The sequence below is a fragment of the Methylomonas sp. Kb3 genome (assembly GCF_002834115.1).
GTDB lineage: Bacteria > Pseudomonadota > Gammaproteobacteria > Methylococcales > Methylomonadaceae > Methylomonas > Methylomonas defluvii.
On record NZ_PIZT01000068.1, the window covers coordinates 499,510 to 520,565 of the forward strand.

Annotated in this window: 23 protein-coding genes; 7 read left to right on the plus strand and 16 right to left on the minus strand. The window is 49.5% G+C overall.

Going from position 1 to position 21,056, the window contains the following annotated elements; all coding sequences use genetic code 11:
* Positions 1-51: 51 nt before the first annotated feature.
* From CWO84_RS21085 to def, 4 genes are read right to left on the minus strand one after another with little or no spacing between them, the layout of a single operon-like run.
* A complete protein-coding gene (locus CWO84_RS21085) occupies positions 52-390 on the minus strand; it encodes a DUF2845 domain-containing protein (protein ID WP_101055009.1) in 339 nt (112 codons plus the stop codon).
* Positions 390-1,223: a quinoprotein dehydrogenase-associated SoxYZ-like carrier gene (locus tag CWO84_RS21090; protein WP_033155462.1), complete on the minus strand. Its 834-nt coding sequence runs from the start codon at positions 1,221-1,223 to the stop codon at positions 390-392. The genes CWO84_RS21085 and CWO84_RS21090 overlap by 1 nt, the downstream gene beginning before the upstream one ends.
* Before the next feature lie 18 nt (positions 1,224-1,241).
* A complete protein-coding gene (locus CWO84_RS21095; RefSeq protein ID WP_101055011.1) occupies positions 1,242-2,156 on the minus strand; it encodes a quinoprotein relay system zinc metallohydrolase 2 in 915 nt (304 codons plus the stop codon).
* Between the two features lie 11 nt (positions 2,157-2,167).
* Entirely contained in the window at positions 2,168-2,695 is a 528-nt protein-coding gene (def, locus tag CWO84_RS21100; RefSeq protein WP_101055013.1) for a peptide deformylase, read from the minus strand.
* Positions 2,696-2,893: 198 nt separating this feature from the next.
* Here def and CWO84_RS21105 point away from each other — a divergent pair, with 198 nt between their 5' ends.
* Positions 2,894-3,238 carry a hypothetical protein gene (locus CWO84_RS21105; protein ID WP_101055015.1) on the plus strand — a complete coding sequence of 115 codons (345 nt, stop codon included), beginning with the start codon at positions 2,894-2,896 and terminating at the stop codon, positions 3,236-3,238.
* A gap of 51 nt (positions 3,239-3,289) precedes the next feature.
* Here CWO84_RS21105 and CWO84_RS21110 read toward each other — a convergent pair whose 3' ends face one another.
* The 5 genes from CWO84_RS21110 to CWO84_RS21130 form a co-directional block, all read right to left on the minus strand.
* Entirely contained in the window at positions 3,290-3,613 is a 324-nt protein-coding gene (locus CWO84_RS21110) for an iron-sulfur cluster assembly accessory protein (protein ID WP_033155458.1), read from the minus strand.
* A gap of 15 nt (positions 3,614-3,628) precedes the next feature.
* Positions 3,629-4,732, minus strand: a complete 1,104-nt coding sequence (locus tag CWO84_RS21115) for a cysteine desulfurase family protein (RefSeq protein WP_101055017.1) — start codon at positions 4,730-4,732, stop codon at positions 3,629-3,631.
* Positions 4,732-5,217, minus strand: a complete 486-nt coding sequence (iscR, locus tag CWO84_RS21120) for a Fe-S cluster assembly transcriptional regulator IscR (RefSeq protein ID WP_033155456.1) — start codon at positions 5,215-5,217, stop codon at positions 4,732-4,734. The genes CWO84_RS21115 and iscR overlap by 1 nt, the downstream gene beginning before the upstream one ends.
* Before the next feature lie 284 nt (positions 5,218-5,501).
* Positions 5,502-6,254: a serine O-acetyltransferase gene (cysE, locus tag CWO84_RS21125; RefSeq protein ID WP_033155455.1), complete on the minus strand. Its 753-nt coding sequence runs from the start codon at positions 6,252-6,254 to the stop codon at positions 5,502-5,504.
* Positions 6,255-6,258: 4 nt separating this feature from the next.
* On the minus strand, positions 6,259-6,984 hold the full coding sequence (locus tag CWO84_RS21130; RefSeq protein ID WP_033155454.1) for an RNA methyltransferase: 726 nt from the start codon (positions 6,982-6,984) through the stop codon (positions 6,259-6,261).
* 90 nt (positions 6,985-7,074) lie between these two features.
* Here CWO84_RS21130 and CWO84_RS21135 point away from each other — a divergent pair, with 90 nt between their 5' ends.
* The 3 genes from CWO84_RS21135 (at position 7,075) to CWO84_RS21145 (ending at position 9,817) form a co-directional block, all read left to right on the plus strand.
* Complete coding sequence (locus CWO84_RS21135; RefSeq protein ID WP_101055019.1) at positions 7,075-7,869, plus strand: inositol monophosphatase family protein; 795 nt, start codon at positions 7,075-7,077, stop codon at positions 7,867-7,869.
* An 86-nt stretch (positions 7,870-7,955) separates the two neighbouring features.
* Positions 7,956-8,864, plus strand: coding sequence for an NAD(P)-dependent methylenetetrahydromethanopterin dehydrogenase (locus CWO84_RS21140; RefSeq protein WP_101055021.1), 909 nt, complete (start codon positions 7,956-7,958; stop codon positions 8,862-8,864).
* A 47-nt stretch (positions 8,865-8,911) separates the two neighbouring features.
* A complete protein-coding gene (locus CWO84_RS21145; RefSeq protein ID WP_101055023.1) occupies positions 8,912-9,817 on the plus strand; it encodes an NAD(P)-dependent methylenetetrahydromethanopterin dehydrogenase in 906 nt (301 codons plus the stop codon).
* Between the two features lie 43 nt (positions 9,818-9,860).
* Here the strand turns inward: CWO84_RS21145 and CWO84_RS21150 are convergent, their stop codons facing one another.
* Positions 9,861-10,499, minus strand: coding sequence for a response regulator (locus tag CWO84_RS21150; RefSeq protein WP_101055025.1), 639 nt, complete (start codon positions 10,497-10,499; stop codon positions 9,861-9,863).
* Between the two features lie 163 nt (positions 10,500-10,662).
* Here CWO84_RS21150 and CWO84_RS21155 point away from each other — a divergent pair, with 163 nt between their 5' ends.
* Positions 10,663-12,372 carry a proline--tRNA ligase gene (locus tag CWO84_RS21155; protein ID WP_101055027.1) on the plus strand — a complete coding sequence of 570 codons (1,710 nt, stop codon included), beginning with the start codon at positions 10,663-10,665 and terminating at the stop codon, positions 12,370-12,372.
* Between the two features lie 70 nt (positions 12,373-12,442).
* Here CWO84_RS21155 and CWO84_RS21160 read toward each other — a convergent pair whose 3' ends face one another.
* Together CWO84_RS21160 and CWO84_RS21165 are read right to left on the minus strand one after the other, a co-directional pair.
* Positions 12,443-12,613: a rubredoxin gene (locus tag CWO84_RS21160; protein ID WP_084153209.1), complete on the minus strand. Its 171-nt coding sequence runs from the start codon at positions 12,611-12,613 to the stop codon at positions 12,443-12,445.
* Positions 12,614-12,855: 242 nt separating this feature from the next.
* A complete protein-coding gene (locus CWO84_RS21165) occupies positions 12,856-14,160 on the minus strand; it encodes a DUF3422 domain-containing protein (RefSeq protein ID WP_240618113.1) in 1,305 nt (434 codons plus the stop codon).
* 1,085 nt (positions 14,161-15,245) lie between these two features.
* Between CWO84_RS21165 and CWO84_RS21175 the strand changes: the two genes are divergently transcribed.
* The gene (locus CWO84_RS21175; protein ID WP_101055031.1) at positions 15,246-16,223 is read left to right on the plus strand and encodes a DUF882 domain-containing protein; all 978 of its coding nucleotides are present in this window, start codon (positions 15,246-15,248) and stop codon (positions 16,221-16,223) included.
* A gap of 65 nt (positions 16,224-16,288) precedes the next feature.
* Here CWO84_RS21175 and CWO84_RS21180 read toward each other — a convergent pair whose 3' ends face one another.
* From CWO84_RS21180 to CWO84_RS21190, 3 genes are all read right to left on the minus strand, one after another.
* Positions 16,289-17,956, minus strand: coding sequence for a L,D-transpeptidase family protein (locus CWO84_RS21180; RefSeq protein WP_101055033.1), 1,668 nt, complete (start codon positions 17,954-17,956; stop codon positions 16,289-16,291).
* A 314-nt stretch (positions 17,957-18,270) separates the two neighbouring features.
* Complete coding sequence (locus CWO84_RS21185; RefSeq protein WP_101055035.1) at positions 18,271-18,945, minus strand: transaldolase family protein; 675 nt, start codon at positions 18,943-18,945, stop codon at positions 18,271-18,273.
* Positions 18,946-19,005: 60 nt separating this feature from the next.
* Positions 19,006-19,254 carry a Rho-binding antiterminator gene (locus CWO84_RS21190; protein WP_101055037.1) on the minus strand — a complete coding sequence of 83 codons (249 nt, stop codon included), beginning with the start codon at positions 19,252-19,254 and terminating at the stop codon, positions 19,006-19,008.
* Between the two features lie 79 nt (positions 19,255-19,333).
* Between CWO84_RS21190 and CWO84_RS21195 the strand changes: the two genes are divergently transcribed.
* Positions 19,334-20,509, plus strand: coding sequence for a heparan-alpha-glucosaminide N-acetyltransferase domain-containing protein (locus CWO84_RS21195; RefSeq protein ID WP_101055039.1), 1,176 nt, complete (start codon positions 19,334-19,336; stop codon positions 20,507-20,509).
* Between the two features lie 326 nt (positions 20,510-20,835).
* On the opposite strand, the gene CWO84_RS21200 is transcribed toward CWO84_RS21195, so the two are convergent.
* The coding region (locus CWO84_RS21200) for an IS3 family transposase (protein WP_165786394.1) at positions 20,836-21,056 on the minus strand (221 nt) is incomplete at its 5' end.

The window sequence follows — 21,056 nt, forward strand, 5'->3', positions numbered from 1 at the left end:
TTCTCGGCGGGGGCTTTTTTGAGGTTGGGTCAGGGCTGAAAACCTTGCGCTTTAGTATCCGTAACTCAAATTGCTGATTTTTTTCAACTCCCCATCTTCAAACTCCAGCAACTGCTGAAACTTGCGTGGCCCGAAGTTGTAAATCCATTCTTCGATCAGCACCTCTTCAAATTGATCTACCTCCAACGCGCCGTAGGGATGCCGTAAGCGGCTGCCGCGGATTGCGCGGCGCTGTTCGACCGAATCCGGTTCCCCGCATTTGTCCAAGACTTCGGCTTTATAATCACCCACCTGGACCAGTTTATGTCCACAGCGCAGCGCAAGCGCATCGCCGGCAAATACCAGCATGCCCAATCCCAACAAAATGCCTCTGATTGGCGAACGGGTCATTAAGGGCTTACCGTATAACTTTGCGAGTAGCTACCGCCTTTATTGCAAACGTTTCGGCTGGTGGGCGATTCACAGGATACATCGGTAAATTCGGCTTTTAACTCGCCGGCCTTATCCGGCACAAAGTAGAAGCGGAAATTAGGGTCGGCGCTAATCGCAATATCGATTTTGGCGTTAAGCACGGGCTTGTCGTTAAAAGTCACTTTTAGTTGATCGATAAAGTGCGATTTTCGGATGAATCGGGTCATTTGATCCATCTGCATGCCCGTAAGGTTGGGATGGCTGATCATCAATTGCGTCAAAGCCGGTTGGCCGCTTTGAATACCGTCGTCAAGCCGAAACTTAACTTTGCCTAGCCGCTTCATGGCTTCATCCAGGTCCGCACCAATCGGTGCCGAGCAGCCGCCACTGGCTTTGACAAATTTTTTGGTCATGCTGAACTTGCCGTCATTGGTTTCGGCAACCGCGCGAATATCGCTGTAGGTATTGACGCGCACTCGCAAAGCCAGATCGGCTTTACCGCTCTCCGGAAAGAACTCGAATTCACCAACAAATGGAAACGGATTTTTATCGACAAACAGCCAGATTTTTTTGATGTATTTGTCTTTGCTTTGTGCAAATTTGCTGGTGACTTTAACCGGTACAATCGCCGGATCTTCCGCCCGATAAGGCGCATCCAATTCGATAACCGCATTGGATTCGTCGATATTTTTACCGGCGAAAAACTGGCTTTTCAAAACCGTGTTCCAAGTAATGTCGTCGCCTTCTGCAACCGCGATGGCCGGCAAAATCATTAAAGCCAGCAGAAAAATAGCGTTATAAGGTTTGTGCATGCTTTTAATCTCCGTTGTTTAATCTTCCCATTCCAGCTCGGCAAACGCGATGGTCACGTTTTTGCGGTGGAATTGTTCAAATAGCTGCCAATTTTTTTTAGCAGGCAAGCCGACGGTATTCACGGCCTGCTCGAGGGTTTTGCCCTGTTTGATCATAGCCCTTACTTCGGTAGCCAGACTGTTCAAATAGGCTTTTTGCGGCTGCAGACTTGCCGGCCAATCTTTAACTAAAAGACCGTGACCGGGGACGACCAGTTTGTAGTGATTTTTCTCCAAGCGCTCCATCTCAGACAACCAGCCTTTGATGCTGCCGTCTATCACCGGGATATGCTCTAAAAACAACAGATCCGCTAGCCACATAGTATCGGTGGTCTTGTCGTAGACGCTTAAATCGTTATCGGTATGCGCACTGGGATGGGCGGTCAGCAGCAGTTCACGATTACCGATGTTCAGGGTCATGCTGTCATTCACCTCTATATCGGGCGGAATAATGTTGTCGTGATTGACGTGAATATCCAGCAATTCCGCTGCGCGACCGAGATAATGGTCGCCGCGCGTGGCCATGGCTCGCGCCAGCTTATAATGGCCGACAAACTGGACGCCCGGTTCCTTGAAAGCGATATTGCCGTAGATATGGTCGGGATGCACATGGGTGTTGATCACATAGCAAACCGGTTTGGTGGTCACTTGCTTGATGGTATTTCGCAACGCGGCACCCTGCTGTGGACTGCCGCCGCTATCGATCACCGCTACGCAGCGCTCACCAACAATAAAGCCGATATTGGCAATCTCGCCGTGATTATCTCGATCCGGCCAATGATGTGCTGAGATATGCAGATAGATGCCCGGCGCCACTTGGCTGAAAGACAGCGGCGGCAGAGCCATACTGCTGTAACTAGTCAATAGACCCACTAATAACAACACAAACTTCATCCAATCGACTCCTATGCGGCGATACGTTTGAAAAACTCAGTTTCGGCGATAATATCTTGGTTATTTTCCACCCTATCCAGATAGACCAATCCCAATAGATGATCGAACTCGTGTTGGAAGACGCGGGCTGGAAAATCCTGCAAGGCCAAGCGGTGGGTTTCACCTTGCCGATCTTGATATTGCACTTGGATAGCCCGGTAACGCGGCACCAGCGCCCGGATACCCGGCACGCTTAAACAGCCTTCCCAGTCTTTATGCAATGAGTTATCGACAATCTTAAAACTTGGATTGACCATCAGAATCGGCGGCATTTCCGGAGCATGAGGATAGCGGGCTGTCGGCCGGGAAGCGATGATCAAAATTTGCCGGGAAGCACCCAATTGCGGGGCGGCTATGCCAACACCATTAGCCTCCAGCATAGTCTCATGCAGGGTTTCAATCAGTTTATGGAACTCCGGGCAGGCAAAGTCGTCAACAGGCTGCGCCTGCCGCCGCAATACCTCGGCTCCCAGTTGGGCAATCGGTGTTTTCGAAGTCATGGTTTTGCCGGATAGCGTATAGGCAGGTTGCGGAAATAAGTCGTTTCGGGCGAGAGTATACTGCCGATTGGCGTAATCTTCCTGCCTTTACTTTACAAGGCTTTTTTGTGATATTAACAACAGGCCAGTTGCCGGAAATGCAGGGCTCCGGTTGCAAACCGATTATTAGAACAATTCGTTTTTTCCACAGGAGATAGTATGAAGAAAATCAACAAAACCCCGTTCGCCATTGCAATTGGCGCATCTCTGCTGCCAACGCTGGCGGGCAATTTTGCTCAAGCCGATAGCAATCCGTTTGCGTTGTCTGAGTTGAGCTCAGGCTATATGTTGACTGCCGAAGCCAAACCTGAAGCCGGTGCCGATAAAATGAAGGACGGTTCTTGCGGCGAAGGCAAATGCGGTGCGTCCATGATGAAAAAAAGCACTGATAGCAAAGCCGCTACCGAAGGCAAGTGTGCTGGTAACAAACCGGCTGCTCCAGCCGCCGACAAAGCCGCTGACGGCAAAAAAATGGAAGGAAACTGCGGCGCTAATATGAAATAAGTGCCGATGACGCCGGCTTTATTGAGATTGCAAAGCCGGCGTTTTTATAAGCTAAACCGAAAAACTCTCCCCGCAACCGCAAGTCCCTTTTACATTGGGGTTGTTGAATTTAAAGGCCTCGTTAAAACCTTCCTTGGCATAATCCAGCTCAATGCCGCTCAATTTATCCAAATCAGCCTGTTTTACTAGCACTTTTACGTCGTGTTGATCGAATACCACCTCATCGGCTTCGGCCTGATCGGCATAATCCAACACGTAGGCATAGCCGGAGCATCCGGAAGTTTTTACGCCCAATCTCAAGCCTAAGCCTGTGCCGCGCTTTTGTAACTGTTTTTGGATTTGCCGGGCGGCACTTTCGGTCACGGTAATAGCCATTGCTCATTCTCCTAATTAATTTGCTATCAATGTTTTTAACACATCGACGAATTGATCGATTTCGGTTTCTTGGTTGTCTTTACCCAAACTGACGCGGATAGCCGATTTAGCCAAAGAGGCTTCCACTCCCATAGCCGCCAACACCGGGCTGATTTCGCCGGACGACGCCGAACAGGCGGAGCCGCTGGAAACCGCGATATTGCGCTGATCCAACTGCATTAACAACATTTCGCCGTTAATACCGGGAATACCAAACTGTACGGTATTCGGCAATCTTGGGGCGTGTTCGGCAAAGATCACCAAGCCCGGAATGGTGTGTAGAGCTTGTTCCAAATGCATTCTCAGCGCCAGCATACGAGCTTGCCTTGCGTCTATTTCTGTCTTAGCCAACTCGGCTGCTTTGCCAAAACCCACTATTGCCGCCACATTTTCTGTTCCGGCCCGCCAGCCATACTGCTGATCGCCACCGCGTAGCCAGGGCTTTAGAACAAAATCTTCTGCGACGACCAACGCCCCGCAGCCTTTTGGCCCGTATATTTTATGACTGGATAGACTCATCAATTTAACGCCCTGCTTTTTGAACGAAAATGAGATTTTACCCAAGGCCTGGACGGCATCTGTATGCAGGTTGACTCCGCGTTCAGCCAAACGTTCGGCGATGGCTGCAAGGTCTTGAACAACGCCGGTTTCATTATTCGCCAACATCACTGACGCCATGTCGCCAGCTTGCCAATTTGCTTTGTCCAGCGCGAATAACGGCATTATCCCAGCGCCATCCACCTCAAGCGTTTGCAAGTCGCGAAAACACTGCCGGAAGTATGCGGCGTTTTCGAAAATGGAGGGGTGTTCGATTGCAGAAATTGCCAGCCCGCGTTCACGGGCGTTGGCTAGTGTCAACGCATTTGCTTCAGTGCCGCCGCTAGTAAATACAATCTGCGCACCTGATGCATCTATCAGCCCAGAGATTTGTTCCCTGGCGGTGTCGATGGCGCTACGGGCTATGCGGCCGAGCTTATACAAACTGGATGGATTGCCGTACATGCCATGCAAATAGGGCAACATCGCTTCCACCACTCGTTCGTCACAACGGGTGGTGGCGTTATGATCCAGATAGATCATTACGCGATGCGTTTTTCCTGCCGCGGTTGCATTTCGATGACATGCTCGACTTGTTTGCTCTGTCTTTTCGCCACATCGCTGACAAAATCACGCTCCAGTAATTGTCCAAGACTAATTTCTTTTAAGTAAGCGCGAATTTGCTCGCTCAAGCCCATCCACAAATCGTGGGTCAGGCAAGGCTCGTCGTTGTGGCAATTGGCTTTACCACCGCATTTGGTTGAATCGACAGGTTCGTCGACTGCTTCGATAATGTCGGCAATATTAATTTCCCGGGCGCTACGACTAAGTGTGTAACCGCCGCCGGGTCCTCTAACGCCTTTCACCATGCCGGCCTTGCGTAAACGAGCAAACAATTGTTCAAGATAAGACAAGGAGATGGTTTGCCGAGTCGCAATGTCAGTCAAAGTAACCGGGTTAGCTTGACTGTGAAAAGCCAAATCCAGCATCGCGGTGACCGCGTAACGCCCTTTTGTGGTAAGCCGCATTTCAAACCCCTTACAAACTAATGAAAATAATGCTGACTATAAATAAACCCAGTAATTTGGTCAAGTATTCAATCTTAAGTGGTTCTTGAGGTATTAAACACAGACAATCTGTAACACATATTTTTCAATTCTGAGGACAGATCAAGCGGATTACAGCTTGATCTCGTTGGGGATGGGGTTGAAATCTCGCGACTCTGCAAGAAGTTCAAAGCAAACGCTACTCAGTTTGAGTCACTCAGATGACAAGCGCTGGAGGGTTTGTTATCAGAAAATACCTGACAGCGTTATTGCTTATCCTTAATTTCACAATCATCCAAAGCCGACATGGCCTGGCGATGGCAATTAATGCCGGCATCGTTCAATACCTGTTGCATATCGGCTATTTGTTTATCGAGTTGATGGATATGGTCAAGCATCAGATTGATAGCGTTAGCGATAGGATCCGGCATATCACCCGTGGCGCCGTATGCGTCGAAACCCATTTTCTGTGCCATTGCATCGCGCCGGGCTTTTTCTTGTTTGGCTTTTGGGTCGACGATATGTGCGGGAATCCCAACTACCGTCACCCCCATGGGCACCGATTTTACTACTACCGAATTCGAACCGACTCTCGCGCCATCGCCGACCTCAATCGGTCCCAGTACCTTGGCCCCAGCCCCTATTACCACGCCATTGCCCAGGGTCGGGTGGCGTTTACCCTTATTCCAACTGGTGCCGCCCAAGGTCACGCCATGATATAGCGTGCAATCGTCGCCGATCACTGCGGTTTCACCGATCACCACCCCCATGCCATGGTCGATAAAGAACCGCCGGCCGATTTGCGCGCCGGGATGAATTTCGATACCGGTTAGCCACCGGCCCAAGAACGATACATAACGACCGGCCCACCTAAAGCCACGCAACCATAACCAGTGGCTGCAACGGTGAATCAGTACGGCGTGAAAGCCGGGGTAGGTGGTTATCACTTCAAAAGCCGACTGCGCGGCCGGGTCCCGGGCAAATACGCAGTTAATATCTTCTTTGAGTTTGGCAAGCATGGGTTTATTTGGCGTTGTGATTTTGTGAGAAGCGCAGTATGCCCCTCAGGATATCCAGCTCCTTGGTATCAAGCTGGGTCCGATTGAAGATGCGCCGCAAGCGACGCATGATTGATTTAGAACGCTCCGAGTGCAGAAAACCAATATCCGCCATGGTCTGCTGGAGATGCACATAAAAGGCTTCCATCTGTTCGGCTGTCGCCAGAGGTTCTTCGCCAATATCGCCCACCGTGCTGACCATCTCCTGGCCAGATGCGACGAATAACTCGTAGCACACAACTTGCACTGCCGCCGCCAAGTTCAGCGAGCTATATTCTGTGTTGCACGGAATTCGCAACAAATAATGACATAAGTCCAATTCATGGTTTTTTAAGCCGGAATTTTCCCGGCCGAACACCAAGGCGATATTTTGCTCCGGTGATACACCTACCCATTTTTCGGCAGTTTGCCTAGCAGTCAAGCTTGGCCAGCTGATGGTTCTATCGCGTGCGCTGGAGCCCAATACTACCTGGCAATCGGCGATGGCATCTTGTAAAGAATCGAAGACAGTTGCCGATCTAAGTACATCGTCGGCCCCTGACGCTCTGGCCGTGGCATCGGCATGCGGAAAGCTTTTTGGAGACACCAAGCGCAGTTGGTCCATCTGCATATTTTTCATGGCTCTAGCCACCGCACCGATGTTGCCGGGATGGGAAGTCTCCACTAAAACCACTTTAAAATGGGATAGCAATGCGCGGCCTCTGCGGCTAAAAAAGCAGCGATTCTAGCAAAATTTGCTATCCTATCCGAGTTTTCTAACTGCTCATTATCAATTCGATCTATGCACCCGATGCTTAATATTGCCGTCCGCGCAGCGCGGAACGCCGGCGACCTAATCCAACGCTCTTCACAAAATATCGAGAAACTCACTATCGATCAAAAAAGCCGTAATGACTACGCCTCCGAGGTTGATCTGGCCGCCGAGCAGGAAATTATCAAAGTCATTCGCGCCGCGTTTCCCGACCATGGCATTCTCGCCGAAGAAAGCGGCGAACACAAAGGTAACGACTACACCTGGATAATTGACCCTTTGGATGGCACCACTAATTTTTTACACGGCTTTCCACAATATGCCGTGTCTATAGCGCTAAAAAACAAAAATAAACTAGAGTTGGGTGTGATTTACGACCCTAGCCGCGACGAACTTTTCACTGCCGAACGCGGCGGCGGCGCTATGTTGAACAATCGCAAAATCCGGGTCACCAAACAAAGCAGTATGCGCGGCGCCCTGATTGGCACGGGTTTTCCGTTTAAAACCATGGAAAATATCGAACCCTACTTGGGCATGTTTAAAGCCGTTTGTGCCGACTCAGCAGGTATCCGCCGCGCCGGAGCTGCCGCACTGGACATGGCTTATGTGGCCTGCGGTCGTCTGGATGCGTACTGGGAAATCGGCGTGAAGGAATGGGATATTGCTGCCGGAGTGTTGCTGGTTCAGGAAGCTGGTGGTGTCGCCACAGATTTTTCCTTTAACGACAAATACTTACAGTCCGGCAACATCATTGTTGGCAACCCTAAGATGCATCAATTGATGTACCACGCTATCGAGCCGCATGTGCCGGCGCGCTTAAAATAATGCGCAATTCGGCATTTAGCCTAAAATTGTTATCGTCTTGCCTTTTCTTTTATACTTACCGGCTAATCAAATTATAAGAGGCCATCATGGAAAAACCCTTTATCCTGCACATGCTGACTACAGCCAAGAACTTAAGCCCGTTCGACGTCAATATGGCGATGGACGCAGGCTGGATTTCAGCAATCCCCTACATCAATGTTGAACCCAGCGAAGTCAGGGGCTTGGTCCAAGATGCTATTTTTTCGCGCAGCCCGAAAGGCCTGTTGCGCACCGCCATCTTTATCGGTGGCCGGGAGACCAAGCAAGCAATGGATATGTTGAAAATGGCCAAGAATTCCATGGTCCCGCCTTTCGAAGTATCGGTATTCGCCGATCCTAGCGGTGCATTCACTACGGCAGCCGGTATGGTCGCAGCAGTTGAAAAAGAACTGGCTGAAAAATTCGACACCACCTTGGAAGGTAAAAACGTGATCGCCCTGGGCGGTACCGGTCCGGTCGGTCAAGCGGCTGCGGTGATTGCCGCTCAAGCAGGCGCTAAAGTCAGAATTATCGGCAGGCAACTCGATAAAGCCGAGCGCACCGCAGAGCTATGCAGCGAAGAATTTGGCGACGGCAAAATTACGGTGCTGGCAGGCGCCGACGCCGATAAGGCCGAATACATGAAAACCGCCGATGTAGTTTTTGCAACGGGTGCGGCCGGCATTGAATTGCTCAGCACAGAATTAATCTCCCAAGCTGCGCAATTGAAAGTAGCCGCTGATGTCAATGCGGTGCCGCCGGCCGGCATTGCCGGTGTGGATGCGTTCGATAACGGCAAACCGTTAGCCGGATCCACCAGCGGTGCGGTAGGCATAGGCGCGCTAGCGATAGGCAACATCAAATACCAAGCGCAAAGTCGTTTGCTGAAAAGAATGCTGGAAAGCGATCAACCGCTATTCTTACATTTCGAACACGCTTTTGAAGTCGCTCGCGAATTCATCAAATCGTCTAAGTAATTAGCTAAGCTCCCCAAAGTCTGCCTATCACAGAGGGTAAGGTAAAAATGGCAAAACGCAGCATACTTCACATGTTCGACCCGATGCCAAACAACAGTCCGTTTGACATTAACATGGCACTCGACGCAGGCTTTGATGTGCTGATGCCGTATTCCAACGTCAAATTGGAGACCATTCACAATTTGACCCAAGATGCGATTTTTTCGCGTAGTCCGTCGGCCAGTAAGAAAACCGCTATCTTTATCGGCGGCAGGGATATGGGCATGGCTATTGACATGCTGCAAGCCACCAAGCCGGCCATGGTGCCGCCGTTTGAGGTTTCAGTATTTGCCGATCCGAGCGGTGCTTGCACCACCGCAGCAGCTTTGGTGGCGTGCGTGGAAAAGGCGCTTAAACAACATCATGGTAAGGAATTGAAGGGCAGTAAAGCGGTAGTGTTCGGCGGCACCGGTCCGGTCGGCATCGCCACCGGCGTGATAGCGTCGTTGCAAGGCGCGGAAACAATCTTGGTGGATCATCTATCAATAGATTCCGCAAAAGACGCGGCCAAACAATATAACCGGCGTTTTGGTGCCACCATGAGTGGCGGAGTTGCCCGCAATGACGAAGAAAAAGCCGCGTTAATAGCCGATGCAGACTTAGTATTCTGCACGGCAAAGGCCGGTATTCGAGTTATCAATGCGGCCGTTCTGGCGCAAGCCAAGCAGTTGAAAGTAGCCGGTGATGTCAATGCCGTACCGCCTTCCGGTATAGAAGGCGTAGAGTTAAATGATTTATCAGCACCATTAAGCTTGGCGAATCAAGCGACAAATGCGGTCGGTGTCGGTGCGCTGGCGATAGGTAATGTCAAATATCAGTTGCAACATGAATTGTTGAAAATGATGCTGGAAGCGGAAAAACCGGTCTTTCTGGATTTTCGGGAAGCCTTTACCAAAGCCCGCACCTTGGTCTGACTACTCTAGGGATGTGTGGCAAACAGCCTCGCATCCCTGTTTTTTAAAGGGCATCAAGATAATTAAATTTGACTGCCAATCTGGTCAACTCCACATCGTTCTTTATATTCAATTTGCGATACAAGCGATAGCGGTAGGTGTTGATGGTCTTGTCGCTCAGTTGCAAAGCCTCCGACATTTCCTGAATGCTCCTGCCACGCAAAATCAGACGTACTACTTCAGCCTCACGCTGGGAAAGCTGTAAAAAAGGCGAGACATCCGCGCCAGGCAAAAACTGAAAAGCCAAATTACTGGCCACGTCCTGGCACAAATAGCGCTTACCGGAAATTACCGATTTAATTGCCGCCACCATTTCGCTGACCGGCGAAGCCTTGGATACAAAGCCGACCACACCTAGTTTCAGCAACTGTTGCGGTATGGGGCCGTCGTTATGCACCGACAAGGCGATGATTTTAATCGATGGCTGCGATTGCAGTATGCGCCGGCACGCTTCAAACCCGCCTATGCCGGGCATATTAATGTCCATCAAAATGACATCGGGCGGCTCTTGTTCGACAATCCGCAAAGCCTCCTCGCCACAATTACAGACGGCGACCACCACAATATTCTTTTCAGCTGCCAACAAAGCTTCTATACCGCTTCTGACAAGCTCATGATCATCAACCAGCAATACTTTAATCATAACTTCCTTTTTCTGGGGCTTCTATCAGGTCAAGTTTCCCAAATTTCATCAACAACAGCAATGCTAAAAGTTAGTAGGATAGACTCAAATAGTGTCGTTGATTCGTGGTTTTGGCGTTTAGCCGTTAAAATAGCGGTTTTGATAAAACAACTTCAGGGCCAATATGCGCACTTCCCAATTTCCTCTTAGTACCGTCAAAGAAATACCGGCCGACGCCGAAATAGCCAGCCACAAACTCATGATACGCGCCGGCTTGATCCGTAAACTTGCCGCGGGCGTCTACACCTGGCTGCCACTGGGTTTGCGGGTATTGCGTAAAGTGGAGCATATTGTACGTGCGGAAATGAATAAAGCGGGCGGTCTGGAAGTACTGATGCCGGCTTTGCAACCTGCGGAGCTATGGCAAGAAACCGGTCGTTGGGAAAAATACGGACCGGAATTGGCGCGGCTGAAAGACCGCCACGACCGCGAATTTTGTCTGGGCCCGACGCACGAGGAAATTATTACTGACCTCGCTCGTCATGAGTTGAAAAGCTACAAACAGCTGCCAGTAACGTATTACCAAATTCAGAGCAAATTCCGTGATGAAATTCGTCCGCGTTTCGGTGTGATGCGCTCGCGCGAATTTATCATGAAAGATGCTTACTCGTTCCATCTCGATCAGGAATCGTTACAGGCGACTTACGACGTAATGTATCAAGCCTACACCAATATTTTTAACCGCTTTGGTTTGAAATTCCGGGCCGTGATAGCCGATTCCGGCTCAATTGGCGGCGCGGTTTCCCATGAGTTTCACGTACTTGCCGAATCCGGCGAAGATGCGATAGCTTTTTCCACCGCTAGCGATTACGCCGCGAATGTCGAAAAAGCCGAAGCTCTAATGCCTGAAGGGATACGCGCCGAGCCGACTCAAACTATGGTTTTGGTTGATACACCAAATCAGCATAGCATCGAAGACGTCAGCCGATTTTTTAAGGTCGATGCCAAACAGTGCCTGAAAACCTTGATTGTCAGAGGTGAGGACGCCAGCTTGGTTGCCTTGCTGCTGCGGGGTGATCACGAATTAAACCCGATTAAAGCCGAAAAAATCGACGGTGTCCTGTCGCCACTGCAATTTGCCAGCGATGAAGAAATTCTCGGCGCCTGCCACTGCAAACCCGGTTCGATAGGTCCTATCGACTTGAGCATCAAGATAGTTGCCGATCGCAGCGTGATTTTGATGTTCGACTTTATTTGCGGCGCCAACCAAGACGGCAAACATTATCAAGGTGTCAACTGGCAGCGCGACCTCGCCTTACCTGAGCACATTGCAGACTTGCGGATGGTATTAGAAGGTGATGCTAGCCCGGACGGCAAGGGTCAAATTACCATTGCCCGAGGCATAGAAGTGGGCCACATTTTTCAGCTCGGCACAAAATACAGCGAAGCGATGAACGCCTCCATCATTAACGAAGCCGGTAAAAACCAGATCATGATCATGGGCTGCTATGGGATTGGTATCTCGCGGGTGGTTGCGGCGGCCATCGAACAAGGCCACGATGAGCGCGGCATTATCTGGCCCAATGAGCTGGCGCCATTTCAAGTCGCTATTTGCCCAATGAATATGCATAAGTCTGATCGTTTGATTGATACGGTCGAGAAAATCTATAAAGATTTAACGGATGCCGGCATCGAAGTGTTGCTGGACGATAGAAAGGTTCGAGCCGGATTCATGTTCTCGGATATGGAACTGATCGGCATTCCGCACCGGATCGTAATAGGCGACCGTGGCCTGGATAGCGGTACCGTCGAATATCAAGGCCGCATGGACAAAGAAAGCCAGAATGTTGAATTTGATAAACTCGTCGACTTTATTAAGAACAAACTCGCATAACTTTCGTCGGATTAATCAAACGAAAAAGGGCGCAAATTGCGCCCTTTTTATTGACTGCGTTAGACGCTTGTTAACGTACCAGAGTAAACATAGATTTTACCGCCCCGCATTTAGGGCAGCCCCAATCTTCTGGAACATCTTCCCAACGAGTGCCGGGGGCCACGCCGTTGCGGGGATCGCCCAACTGCTCGTCGTAAACGTGGCCGCAGGTTTTGCATTTGTATTTTCTATACTCTGCCATTGATAGATTCCTCGAATTGTAATCACGGTTTAAAGAAAGCCCGGCGATTGTAGCCGATGCTCCGCGCACAAAAAACCACGAAGATTTGGAGGGGATTGTTCGGACTGCCTGAAAGTCGTCCGGCCGGGCTTAATCAGTCTATCCTTAAAACCATCTAATGGCATGATTTTGATAAATAAATGTCATCTTTGTTCTGTTCAATATTTGGCTGGTTTACGGCGCACACCATGATGGGATGATATTCATTCCGTCGTATTGGCAATGATCTTGTGAATTCGCTTAGTACTTATGCCGATGATGACCAAAATAAACGGAATCGATGCGCCTTCCACCAACTCGGCGTCTACGTGCCATCCTAAACTGTGCAGTGCTTCGGCGATTTTGCCGATTAGGCTCGCGGCATAATAGGTGATAGCTACCATCGAAATGCCTTCCACCATTTGTTGCATGCGCAACTGCATTTTTGCACGCAGGGCCATGGAGGATAACAGGCCCTGGTTTTGCCGCTCGATAATAATGTCGACTTTGGTGCGTAACAACTGGCTGGCATTGCTGACGCGCTCGGAAACCAGGGTGAAGCGGTGGGATACGGAATTGCAGGTATGCATCGCTGGTTCCATACGTCGTTTCATGAATTCGCCCAAGGTTTGAATGCCCTGAATCCGCACTTCGCGCAAGTCTTCCAGGCGTTGGCCGACCAATTGGTAATATGCGCTGGCTGCGGCAAAACGAAATTGATGAGTGGAAATATGATTCTCCACTTCAGCCGCCAATGCCGTTAATTCATCCAATAGTTTAGCGTCGTCGTTATCCGGCTGGGTCATCGAATTGGTAATGGTATACAGCTGCCGATCTGCCTTCTTTAATTCTGGATACAGTTTACGCGCAATCGGAAACGCCAACAGCGCCATCACGCGGTAAACTTCAATATCGAACAAGCGATGCAGCAAGCGTCCCGCCTGCGCGGTTCGCAAATTTTGATTAACCACCAAGAAACGGCTAAAGCCATCGACATGAATCCGGAAATCGGTAAATACGGCTGCCGCGCCGCCAGTTACTTTTGAACCAACGATTGGGTTGCCGGCAAAGTAGGCGGTTAACGGGGATAAATCCATTTCATCCTGATAATTAACCTCCTCGGCGGAAACGATGCTGGCGTGTGCGGCAACAATCACTTTTCCGCTGATCTGCGATAACCAATCGACCGGGACTTTTTTTAAAGCAGGAGCTGCAAACGGCTCTGTGTCTATGTCATAGGCATAAAAACTATAGGTACTGAATTCGCCGTGTTGCTCCCAACTCATCTGGAACGCATCGAAGCTGGCGCTAAAGTGGTCTGCATCTAGGTCGGGCGGTACAGTTCCAAACCGTTCGCAAAGTGCTTTCAAATGCCGACGTTCCTGCATTTTTTCATCGCTTGATAACGCCAGCGCTAAGTAACTGGCCCTGACCGGCAAGCTAAGAATAGACGAGGCCCTGGCATGAACTTCGTTATGTAATATAAACCGTTGTGGATGATTTTCCGGGATTTGAAATAGAGTAGTCACAAGTAAATTGGGTAGCATCAAAGGTTAGCGTCTATCGCTTTTACCGATGAATATAACGTAGAGAGGGCTAGGTTGCTACTGCCTAAGCGAATGCGGGCAATGGGCTATAAAAAAACTGCATCAGAACTTGTTGATGCTCATATCCTAATGTGTTGATAAAGCGGCTTGTGCCAAGCTAATGACTGATATGGGTTAGGTGTCGAGATTGCTAAGTCTACTGCTGTTGGCACAGGCCGATTATTTATCCGCGACGCTTCACGAGTTTGAGTAATCGGTTGCGGCTTTTATGTCCGCCGTTGTGTATTACTCCAATTTGGTGAATTTGCTTACAAAACTGATTTGGCAGTTTTGTCCTGTTATCCCGGATGCAAAACTCCTTTGATGATGTAAGTAAGAGTCGTACATTGCGCTGCCATCGTGCGAATGAAAGTTTATAAAAGGATCGTAGCCTTTTTGGGAAAAAAAGGAATGACAGAGCTGTTGAGACAGTGTCAGTTGATTTTGGGGTTTAATTAGTTTTTCCATGTCGTTCTCCAATGATTTGCAGTCGAGATACCATACGCTTTCTAGCAAAAAGCTTCTGTGACAAGCGGTTCGTAGTTAAAATTATTTTGTGTTTTTATCAAAAAAATGGCAAGAAAACAGGCTAATTCACAAAGCTGGCGCTTTCGTTTTACGGGGTAGTTTGTCCCCCGCAAGTTTTGGCGGCTTAATTTTCAAGTCAGCTTTTACGCTACCATACGTTCAAGAATTGAGTATTTGAATATGATGCGGCTTGACTGTATTGGCATATCAAAGGGGTTAAATTGTTCGCGTTTGTCAGGCTGTTGCTGGTGCTTTTACAGCGGTCGGTAAAATGCTATCAGCGCGAATAGTAAGCAGAGAAAGCGAGGTTTCAAGCGGTATGGAGTGGCAATTTGATGCGGATTGAACGTTTACGTGTCTCCTTTGTAAGCAATCCTTGCGGCAAAATGTCGGCAAAAGCGAATTTGAAATGTGACGGAGTGCTATAATTGCAAAAGCCCGTTAGGCATTAGCCTTCGGAATCATCACTATCCGAATGATGTTGAATCAGGAGATTATGGATGCTGAGACATAATTTAGAAAATCAAGACAATAAGCAGGACGACGTAGAGCTGTCTCGACGCAGCTTCTTTGGGCGTCTGGCTGTTGGTGCGGTTTTATCTATTGCGATGCCCGGCGTCGTTCATGCTGCGAAAAGCGTAGCGGTAAAAGCGGATAAAAACCATCGATTGGAGAAGTCGGCAAGGAGCGCAGTGCGCTTGCCTAAACATGGAGCCATTCAAGCGACTAAGGCTGTTCGTCAACCTGCCAAACTAAGCAAAAGCGCTGGTGGCAATAACCTTAGACCTGTAGCCGGCCAGCATGGACAGCTGCATACAGCCCATGCAGAACGCCACTCCCTACATGAGTCTCGTGTACGAGATATTTATACAGGCAAAAAACAACACGTAAACACGGCTTCCTACCATGCCAATCGACATGGTAATCAGGGCGGTAGAGTGCATTCTATTATTCAGCCGGCACCAAGAGAATCATTCATGGGACCTAGCCAAGATTCGTTGTTTTTGGCGGATCACGGGCGTTTTGCAACTCACCGGGCCTTGGCTTTTCAAAATCCGCATACTGGGGACAAATTGAGCCTGACGTATTTTGAAAGAGGTCGTTACCTTAGCGATGCCTTGGATGAAATCAGCTTTTTGTTGCGCGATTATCGTACCGACGATGTGCATCCTATCGATCCGGAGTTGCTGGATCAGTTACACGATTTGAAACAAATTTTGGGTTTAAATCAACCTTTTGATGTTATTTGCGGTTATCGTTCGCCATTGACCAACGCTAAACTGCATGCCGAGAATTCCGGTGTGGCGAACAATAGCTTCCACATGCAGGGTCGGGCAGTTGATATTCGTATCGAGCGCTTTGACCTTCGGCGTATTCATGGCGCGGCACTGGCTATGCACCGTGGCGGCGTTGGATATTACCCTGAGTCAAACTTTATCCATCTGGACACGGGAACCTTCAGAACCTGGAAGTTATAGAGTCGTTCGCTCATAAAAAAAGCGCCATTTGCGGCGCTTTTTTTATGTCTGCTCGATTTTCCGGTTTATGGATTAGTGTCGCCGAGGTCCGTGCTTTTGCTCATCACTAATTGATTATTCGCTGTCGAACTAGCCGTTGTCGGCGCATGGATTTTGTCCAAGGCCTTTTTCAGTTGTTCGTCCTGGCCGTAAACGTCCGGGTAGAAACGTAACTGGTTTTGATGGTCGACAAATGTCGTGCCGTAATAAAACAGTACCGGTACGGCACGTTTTAGCGTCACGTGGCGGGTTTTAGGGGCCGACATTGCTTGCTTGATGGATTCTTTGTCCCAGCCGGCCTGATCACCCAAGACGAATTCGGCTAATTGTTCCGGCGCCGATACCCGCACGCAACCATGGCTTAAATCCCGACGAGGGCGGTTAAATGCGGCATGGCCTGGGGTGTCGTGTAAATACACATCGGCGGTATTGGGAAATACGAACTTAACCCGTCCTAACGGATTTTTCTTGCCAGGCCGCTGGCGCGCGCGTAAATAACTACCACCGCCTTTCTCTTCACTGTTTTGGTGTCTTACCAGTTCTATTTCCTGGCTGGCTAAATAGCCTTGGTTATTGGCGGCTTTTGGCAGAATTTCTTTTTCATAAATAGTTTTTGGAATGTTCCAGTAAGGCATAAACTCCAAATACTTCATTTCTTCCCAAAGTACCGGCGTTTGGTTGCTCGGGGATTTCCCTACTACCACTTTCATGTTCAGCGGGTTGGGATCGTCAACTGAATTGAACGCCCATAACTCAAAGGCCGGGATATTAACCACAATCATCGGCCCATCGGTGGTGTCCGGAATCCAGCGCGCGCGCTCCATAGCCAGCGCGATCTGGGCGATTTTTTCGCTCGAAGATTGATTGAATAATGCCGCAGTGGCCGAGCCAATCACGCCATCGGCCGTTAAACTTTGTTGTTGCTGAACCTTTTTGACGGCGGCAACCAAATCGTTGTCGTAAGTTTTACTGTCGGCGGCATTATTATTGTCCAGTAAGGCCATGTCCCGTAGCCGTTGGCGCAAATGCACGATATGCGGATGTTTATCGCCGGGACGTAGCATTTTGCCGGGCTTGAATTCCTGAGCCCCCGTTTGATTTCCCAACTGCTGTAAGCGGGTGAAAATTTGTTTGAGTTGTTGGTATTGCTTGGTTTTAGGCTCAAACTGACCGACTACCTCGGTCAATGTTTGCGCTGCCAAGTGTTGTTTCAACAAGCCAGCCAAGTCCAAAGCGGGTTTGGGGGCGATGTGTACCGGATACTCAACATCGCGGGGATCTACTTGGCCGTGCCGCAAATCGTGTAGATAACGCACCAAAGACACGGTCAAAGCCACATCGTATCCCGCAACGGCCGCACTATCCGGATTTGGCTCATTGATCAGCTGTTTCAGGCGGTCAACATCATAATTGGCAGGATTCAACGCATCATTGGATGCATTGTTTAATATGCTCAATAAATCGTTAAGGTTTTTTTCCGAGCGATTTGCCGTAAACCAGATCGGTTGAAATTGAGTGCTCAGGTAGATTTGGCTAACAAGTTCGCTAACGCGGCTAAAGTCGGCGCGTAACAACAGCGGATGTCGTTTGCTAAGCAGAATGGCGCCAATCGGGTTGTCGGCAGGGATAGGATTAACGACTTCAGGAACGCTGTTTATCGAAGGCAGACTGGTTTCCGGCACTGTAGCTGGCATATCTGCGCTCCATGCCTGCTCCGTTCCCGCATAATAAATACAGGCCGCCAACGCTAACCTGGCATACCTATGGCGCGAATTTTTCAGGGCGTGCGATTGAGTTGTCATGGTTACACGAATAGGGTTCGAATTGGGTGTTTATTGTGCGCTTTGCGCTTAAGTCTAGCCGCAAAGCTAATCAATATAATGTTAGTCTAATTGTACCCTGTTATGACAACAATTGACGCGAAAAGCTTGCCAAAGCTTTGTAATGTGCGGTACCAGGAGAAGGGCGGGGTTGTTTTCAGAGTTCCCTACACCTCCTCCCCCGTACTTTAGCTTTCAAAAGACAGTTTATCGGCAAATGCCGCTTGCCAGTCGTGGCTGAATTTCTCAACGGCGGTGTCGGTAGCGGGTGTGGTCAAGATTTGCTGGGCAATGTCCAGCGGCAAAGTGACTGCGCCAACGCCAAGTTTTAACACCTGCAACACCTGATTGACATTCTTGAAGCTGGCAACCAAAAGTTTGCTGGGCAATTGGTAGCGGTCGATGAAGGCCTGCAAATCGCTGACGACAGCAATGCCGTCAAAGCCTTGATTGTCGATGCGGTTGAGATAGGGTGCCAGGTAATCCGCGCCATGCAGCGCAGCAAGCATCCCTTGCTGCACGTTGTAAATCGCAGTGGCTAATAGCGGGATATTAGCTTTTTTCAGCTGTTTGATAGCACTCAAACCAGCGGTATGCGCGGGTATTTTGACGATAATGTCGAACGGCAATTCATGAAGTTTATGTGCTTCCGCAATGATACCGTCAACCGAGTTACTAAGTACTTGCACATGAAACCGCGCCTGTGGGCCGATGATGTCTGTCAGCGCAGGTAGTAGTTCCTGTAGGCCCATACCGCTGGCGGCCATAATCGACGGATTGGTAGTAACGCCCGCCAAGGGCAAAGCTGGGCAAAGGTTTTTGATGCCGGCGACATCGGCGCTGTCTAAATAAATTTCTAACATGGAACGGCGTGTGGTTTTACGGATAAAAGCGGCCAGTATAACCAGTGCTGTTGCTTATCTTTAGAAAATTACCTCGGTAAATCGCGCTTTCGGTGTGATTACTTGCAGTTTTGCCAGTTGATCCAGCGCTATTTTCCCGGCAGGGCTATCTTCTACCAATAGAAATTCGCGTCTTTCTTCAGTCACTACATTCAGTGCCCGGCCCTCGACGATTCTTTGATCCTTTAATGTCAATCTAACCCGATAGCCGTATAGACAGGCAATTTCGATATAGTCGTGTAAATCGCAAGCGATTCGTGATTCGCTCATGGCATCTCCCCTTGAGTTTTTTGTTCATCGATCTTACCCTCGGTGTCTTCCATAGCCAATCATCTGGGGGCAAATTATTTTGGGTAGCAATTCATCTTCAAGACGCTTGGCGTCTATCGACATTTTGCGCGGCTTGGTCATGGTATTGATGACGTTGGATCATACTCGCGATTTTTTCAGCGACAGCCGTTTTAGTCCCACCGATCTGGATAAGACCTCAGTGGCCTTGTTTCTGACCCGTTGGATCACGCATTTCTGCGCACCGGTGTTCGTGTTTTTGGCCGGTACCAGCGCTTATCTGTGGCAGAGTCGCCGGAGAGCGGATGCGCCGCTGAGCCGGTTTTTGCTGGAACGTGGCCTATTGCTGTTGGTGTTGACGTGCACCGTGGAAGCCTGGTCGTGGAATTTTCGCGCCGATCTGCGGCATATTGACGGCGGTGTGTTATGGGCAATTGCTTGGTCGATGATCGCCTTGGCCGGGCTGGTGAAGTTGCCGCTGGCTTGGTGTGTAGCCTTCGGTGCGGCCATGATAGTCGGGCACAATATCTTCGATACAATCAAGCCAGCTGATTTGGGTGGTTTTGGACCTTTATGGGCCGTGCTGCATACCGGTGACGATGTGCCGTTCGGTGACGGCTGGCTATTGAATCCTTACTATCCATTGATTCCGTGGATAGGGGTGATGGCGGTTGGCTTCGGTTTTGGAAACTTATTGATTAATAATTTGTGGCGTACACGCCGCCGGCTTTTTACTTTAGGTCTAAGCCTGTTAGGGTTGTTTTTGGTTTTGCGTTTCAGCAATGTTTACGGTGATCCCAAGCCATGGCAAAGCTATCCAGACCCCGTATTTAGCGTATTGTCGTTTATCAACTGTCATAAATACCCTCCTTCCTTATTGTATCTGTTAATGACTTTGGGACCGGCGCTGCTGGTCTTGGGGCTGGCTGAGGGCAAGTCGGCGAAACGCTTCGGTGTTTTGCAGGTATTCGGCAGGAATCCGTTGTTATTTTATCTGCTGCACTTGTACCTGATTCATGGTCTGGCAGTATTGGTGGCGGCGGTCACAGACGGACCTGTGTCAGCAATAATCGGTGGCGGTATTTGGGTGCCGGAGCTGCCGCAAGACTACGGCTATGGTTTGCCGGTGGTTTATGGCATTTGGGTGTTAGTGGTGCTAACGCTGTATCCGGTTTGCCGAAGTTTTGAAGCCCTAAAAGCCCACAAGCCTGATTGGCGTTGGCTCAAATACCTGTAACCTGCATGGCGTGTTTTCACGAGGCGGCAATTTTCCATTAAGTTTTCGCGGCAAGTTTGGCAACTGCCAAATGGCTGTGACCCGTGCTCGGTAAAATTTTAAACCGCTATTAACCGGGTGTGGCTTCCTTAGCCTGCTTTTGCTTGTTCAATTGATTTAAAAAATAGCTTTGATAATTCCAGCCGGGACGGGGAGGCGGTGGTTGGTGAGCGAACGGCATAATAAACCTCTAGTGGTGCGTTGATTAGGGATAAAAGTGCTCCCGCCGGCTCAGCAACGATGCGCTGTATTGCTTTGATCGAGCTGGCGGGAGCATTAACTAGTGCTTAATTCCGTAAGTTAGCGATAGTATTTCGTAATTGCGCACCGCGGACCTCGCGTTTCCGCCATCGAAAAGGTGTAGCCGTTGGATTGTAAGCGGCAATAAAGTCTTCAATCGCTTGCCGCAGGGCTGCGATGTTTTGGAAACTGGCGCCGCGTAAAGCTTTACGAGACAGAATGCCGAACCAGATTTCCACCTGATTCAGCCAACTGGCTGAGGTGGGCG

Excerpts from the sequence above, each read along its gene's own strand:
- CWO84_RS21085 (WP_101055009.1), bottom strand. The coding sequence starts at position 390 with ATGACCCGTTCGCCAATCAGAGGCATTTTGTTGGGATTGGGCATGCTG.
- CWO84_RS21185 (WP_101055035.1), bottom strand. The coding sequence starts at position 18,945 with ATGTTAGAAATTTATTTAGACAGCGCCGATGTCGCCGGCATCAAAAAC.
- CWO84_RS21145 (WP_101055023.1), top strand. The coding sequence starts at position 8,912 with ATGGCAAAACGCAGCATACTTCACATGTTCGACCCGATGCCAAACAAC.
- CWO84_RS21105 (WP_101055015.1), top strand. The coding sequence starts at position 2,894 with ATGAAGAAAATCAACAAAACCCCGTTCGCCATTGCAATTGGCGCATCT.
- CWO84_RS21150 (WP_101055025.1), bottom strand. The coding sequence starts at position 10,499 with ATGATTAAAGTATTGCTGGTTGATGATCATGAGCTTGTCAGAAGCGGT.
- def (WP_101055013.1), bottom strand. The coding sequence starts at position 2,695 with ATGACTTCGAAAACACCGATTGCCCAACTGGGAGCCGAGGTATTGCGG.
- CWO84_RS21180 (WP_101055033.1), bottom strand. The coding sequence starts at position 17,956 with ATGCCAGCTACAGTGCCGGAAACCAGTCTGCCTTCGATAAACAGCGTT.
- CWO84_RS21090 (WP_033155462.1), bottom strand. The coding sequence starts at position 1,223 with ATGCACAAACCTTATAACGCTATTTTTCTGCTGGCTTTAATGATTTTG.
- CWO84_RS21135 (WP_101055019.1), top strand. The coding sequence starts at position 7,075 with ATGCACCCGATGCTTAATATTGCCGTCCGCGCAGCGCGGAACGCCGGC.
- CWO84_RS21110 (WP_033155458.1), bottom strand. The coding sequence starts at position 3,613 with ATGGCTATTACCGTGACCGAAAGTGCCGCCCGGCAAATCCAAAAACAG.
- CWO84_RS21175 (WP_101055031.1), top strand. The coding sequence starts at position 15,246 with ATGCTGAGACATAATTTAGAAAATCAAGACAATAAGCAGGACGACGTA.
- CWO84_RS21095 (WP_101055011.1), bottom strand. The coding sequence starts at position 2,156 with ATGAAGTTTGTGTTGTTATTAGTGGGTCTATTGACTAGTTACAGCAGT.
- CWO84_RS21160 (WP_084153209.1), bottom strand. The coding sequence starts at position 12,613 with ATGGCAGAGTATAGAAAATACAAATGCAAAACCTGCGGCCACGTTTAC.
- iscR (WP_033155456.1), bottom strand. The coding sequence starts at position 5,217 with ATGCGGCTTACCACAAAAGGGCGTTACGCGGTCACCGCGATGCTGGAT.
- CWO84_RS21190 (WP_101055037.1), bottom strand. The coding sequence starts at position 19,254 with ATGAGCGAATCACGAATCGCTTGCGATTTACACGACTATATCGAAATT.
- cysE (WP_033155455.1), bottom strand. The coding sequence starts at position 6,254 with ATGCTTGCCAAACTCAAAGAAGATATTAACTGCGTATTTGCCCGGGAC.
- CWO84_RS21115 (WP_101055017.1), bottom strand. The coding sequence starts at position 4,732 with ATGATCTATCTGGATCATAACGCCACCACCCGTTGTGACGAACGAGTG.
- CWO84_RS21140 (WP_101055021.1), top strand. The coding sequence starts at position 7,956 with ATGGAAAAACCCTTTATCCTGCACATGCTGACTACAGCCAAGAACTTA.
- CWO84_RS21155 (WP_101055027.1), top strand. The coding sequence starts at position 10,663 with ATGCGCACTTCCCAATTTCCTCTTAGTACCGTCAAAGAAATACCGGCC.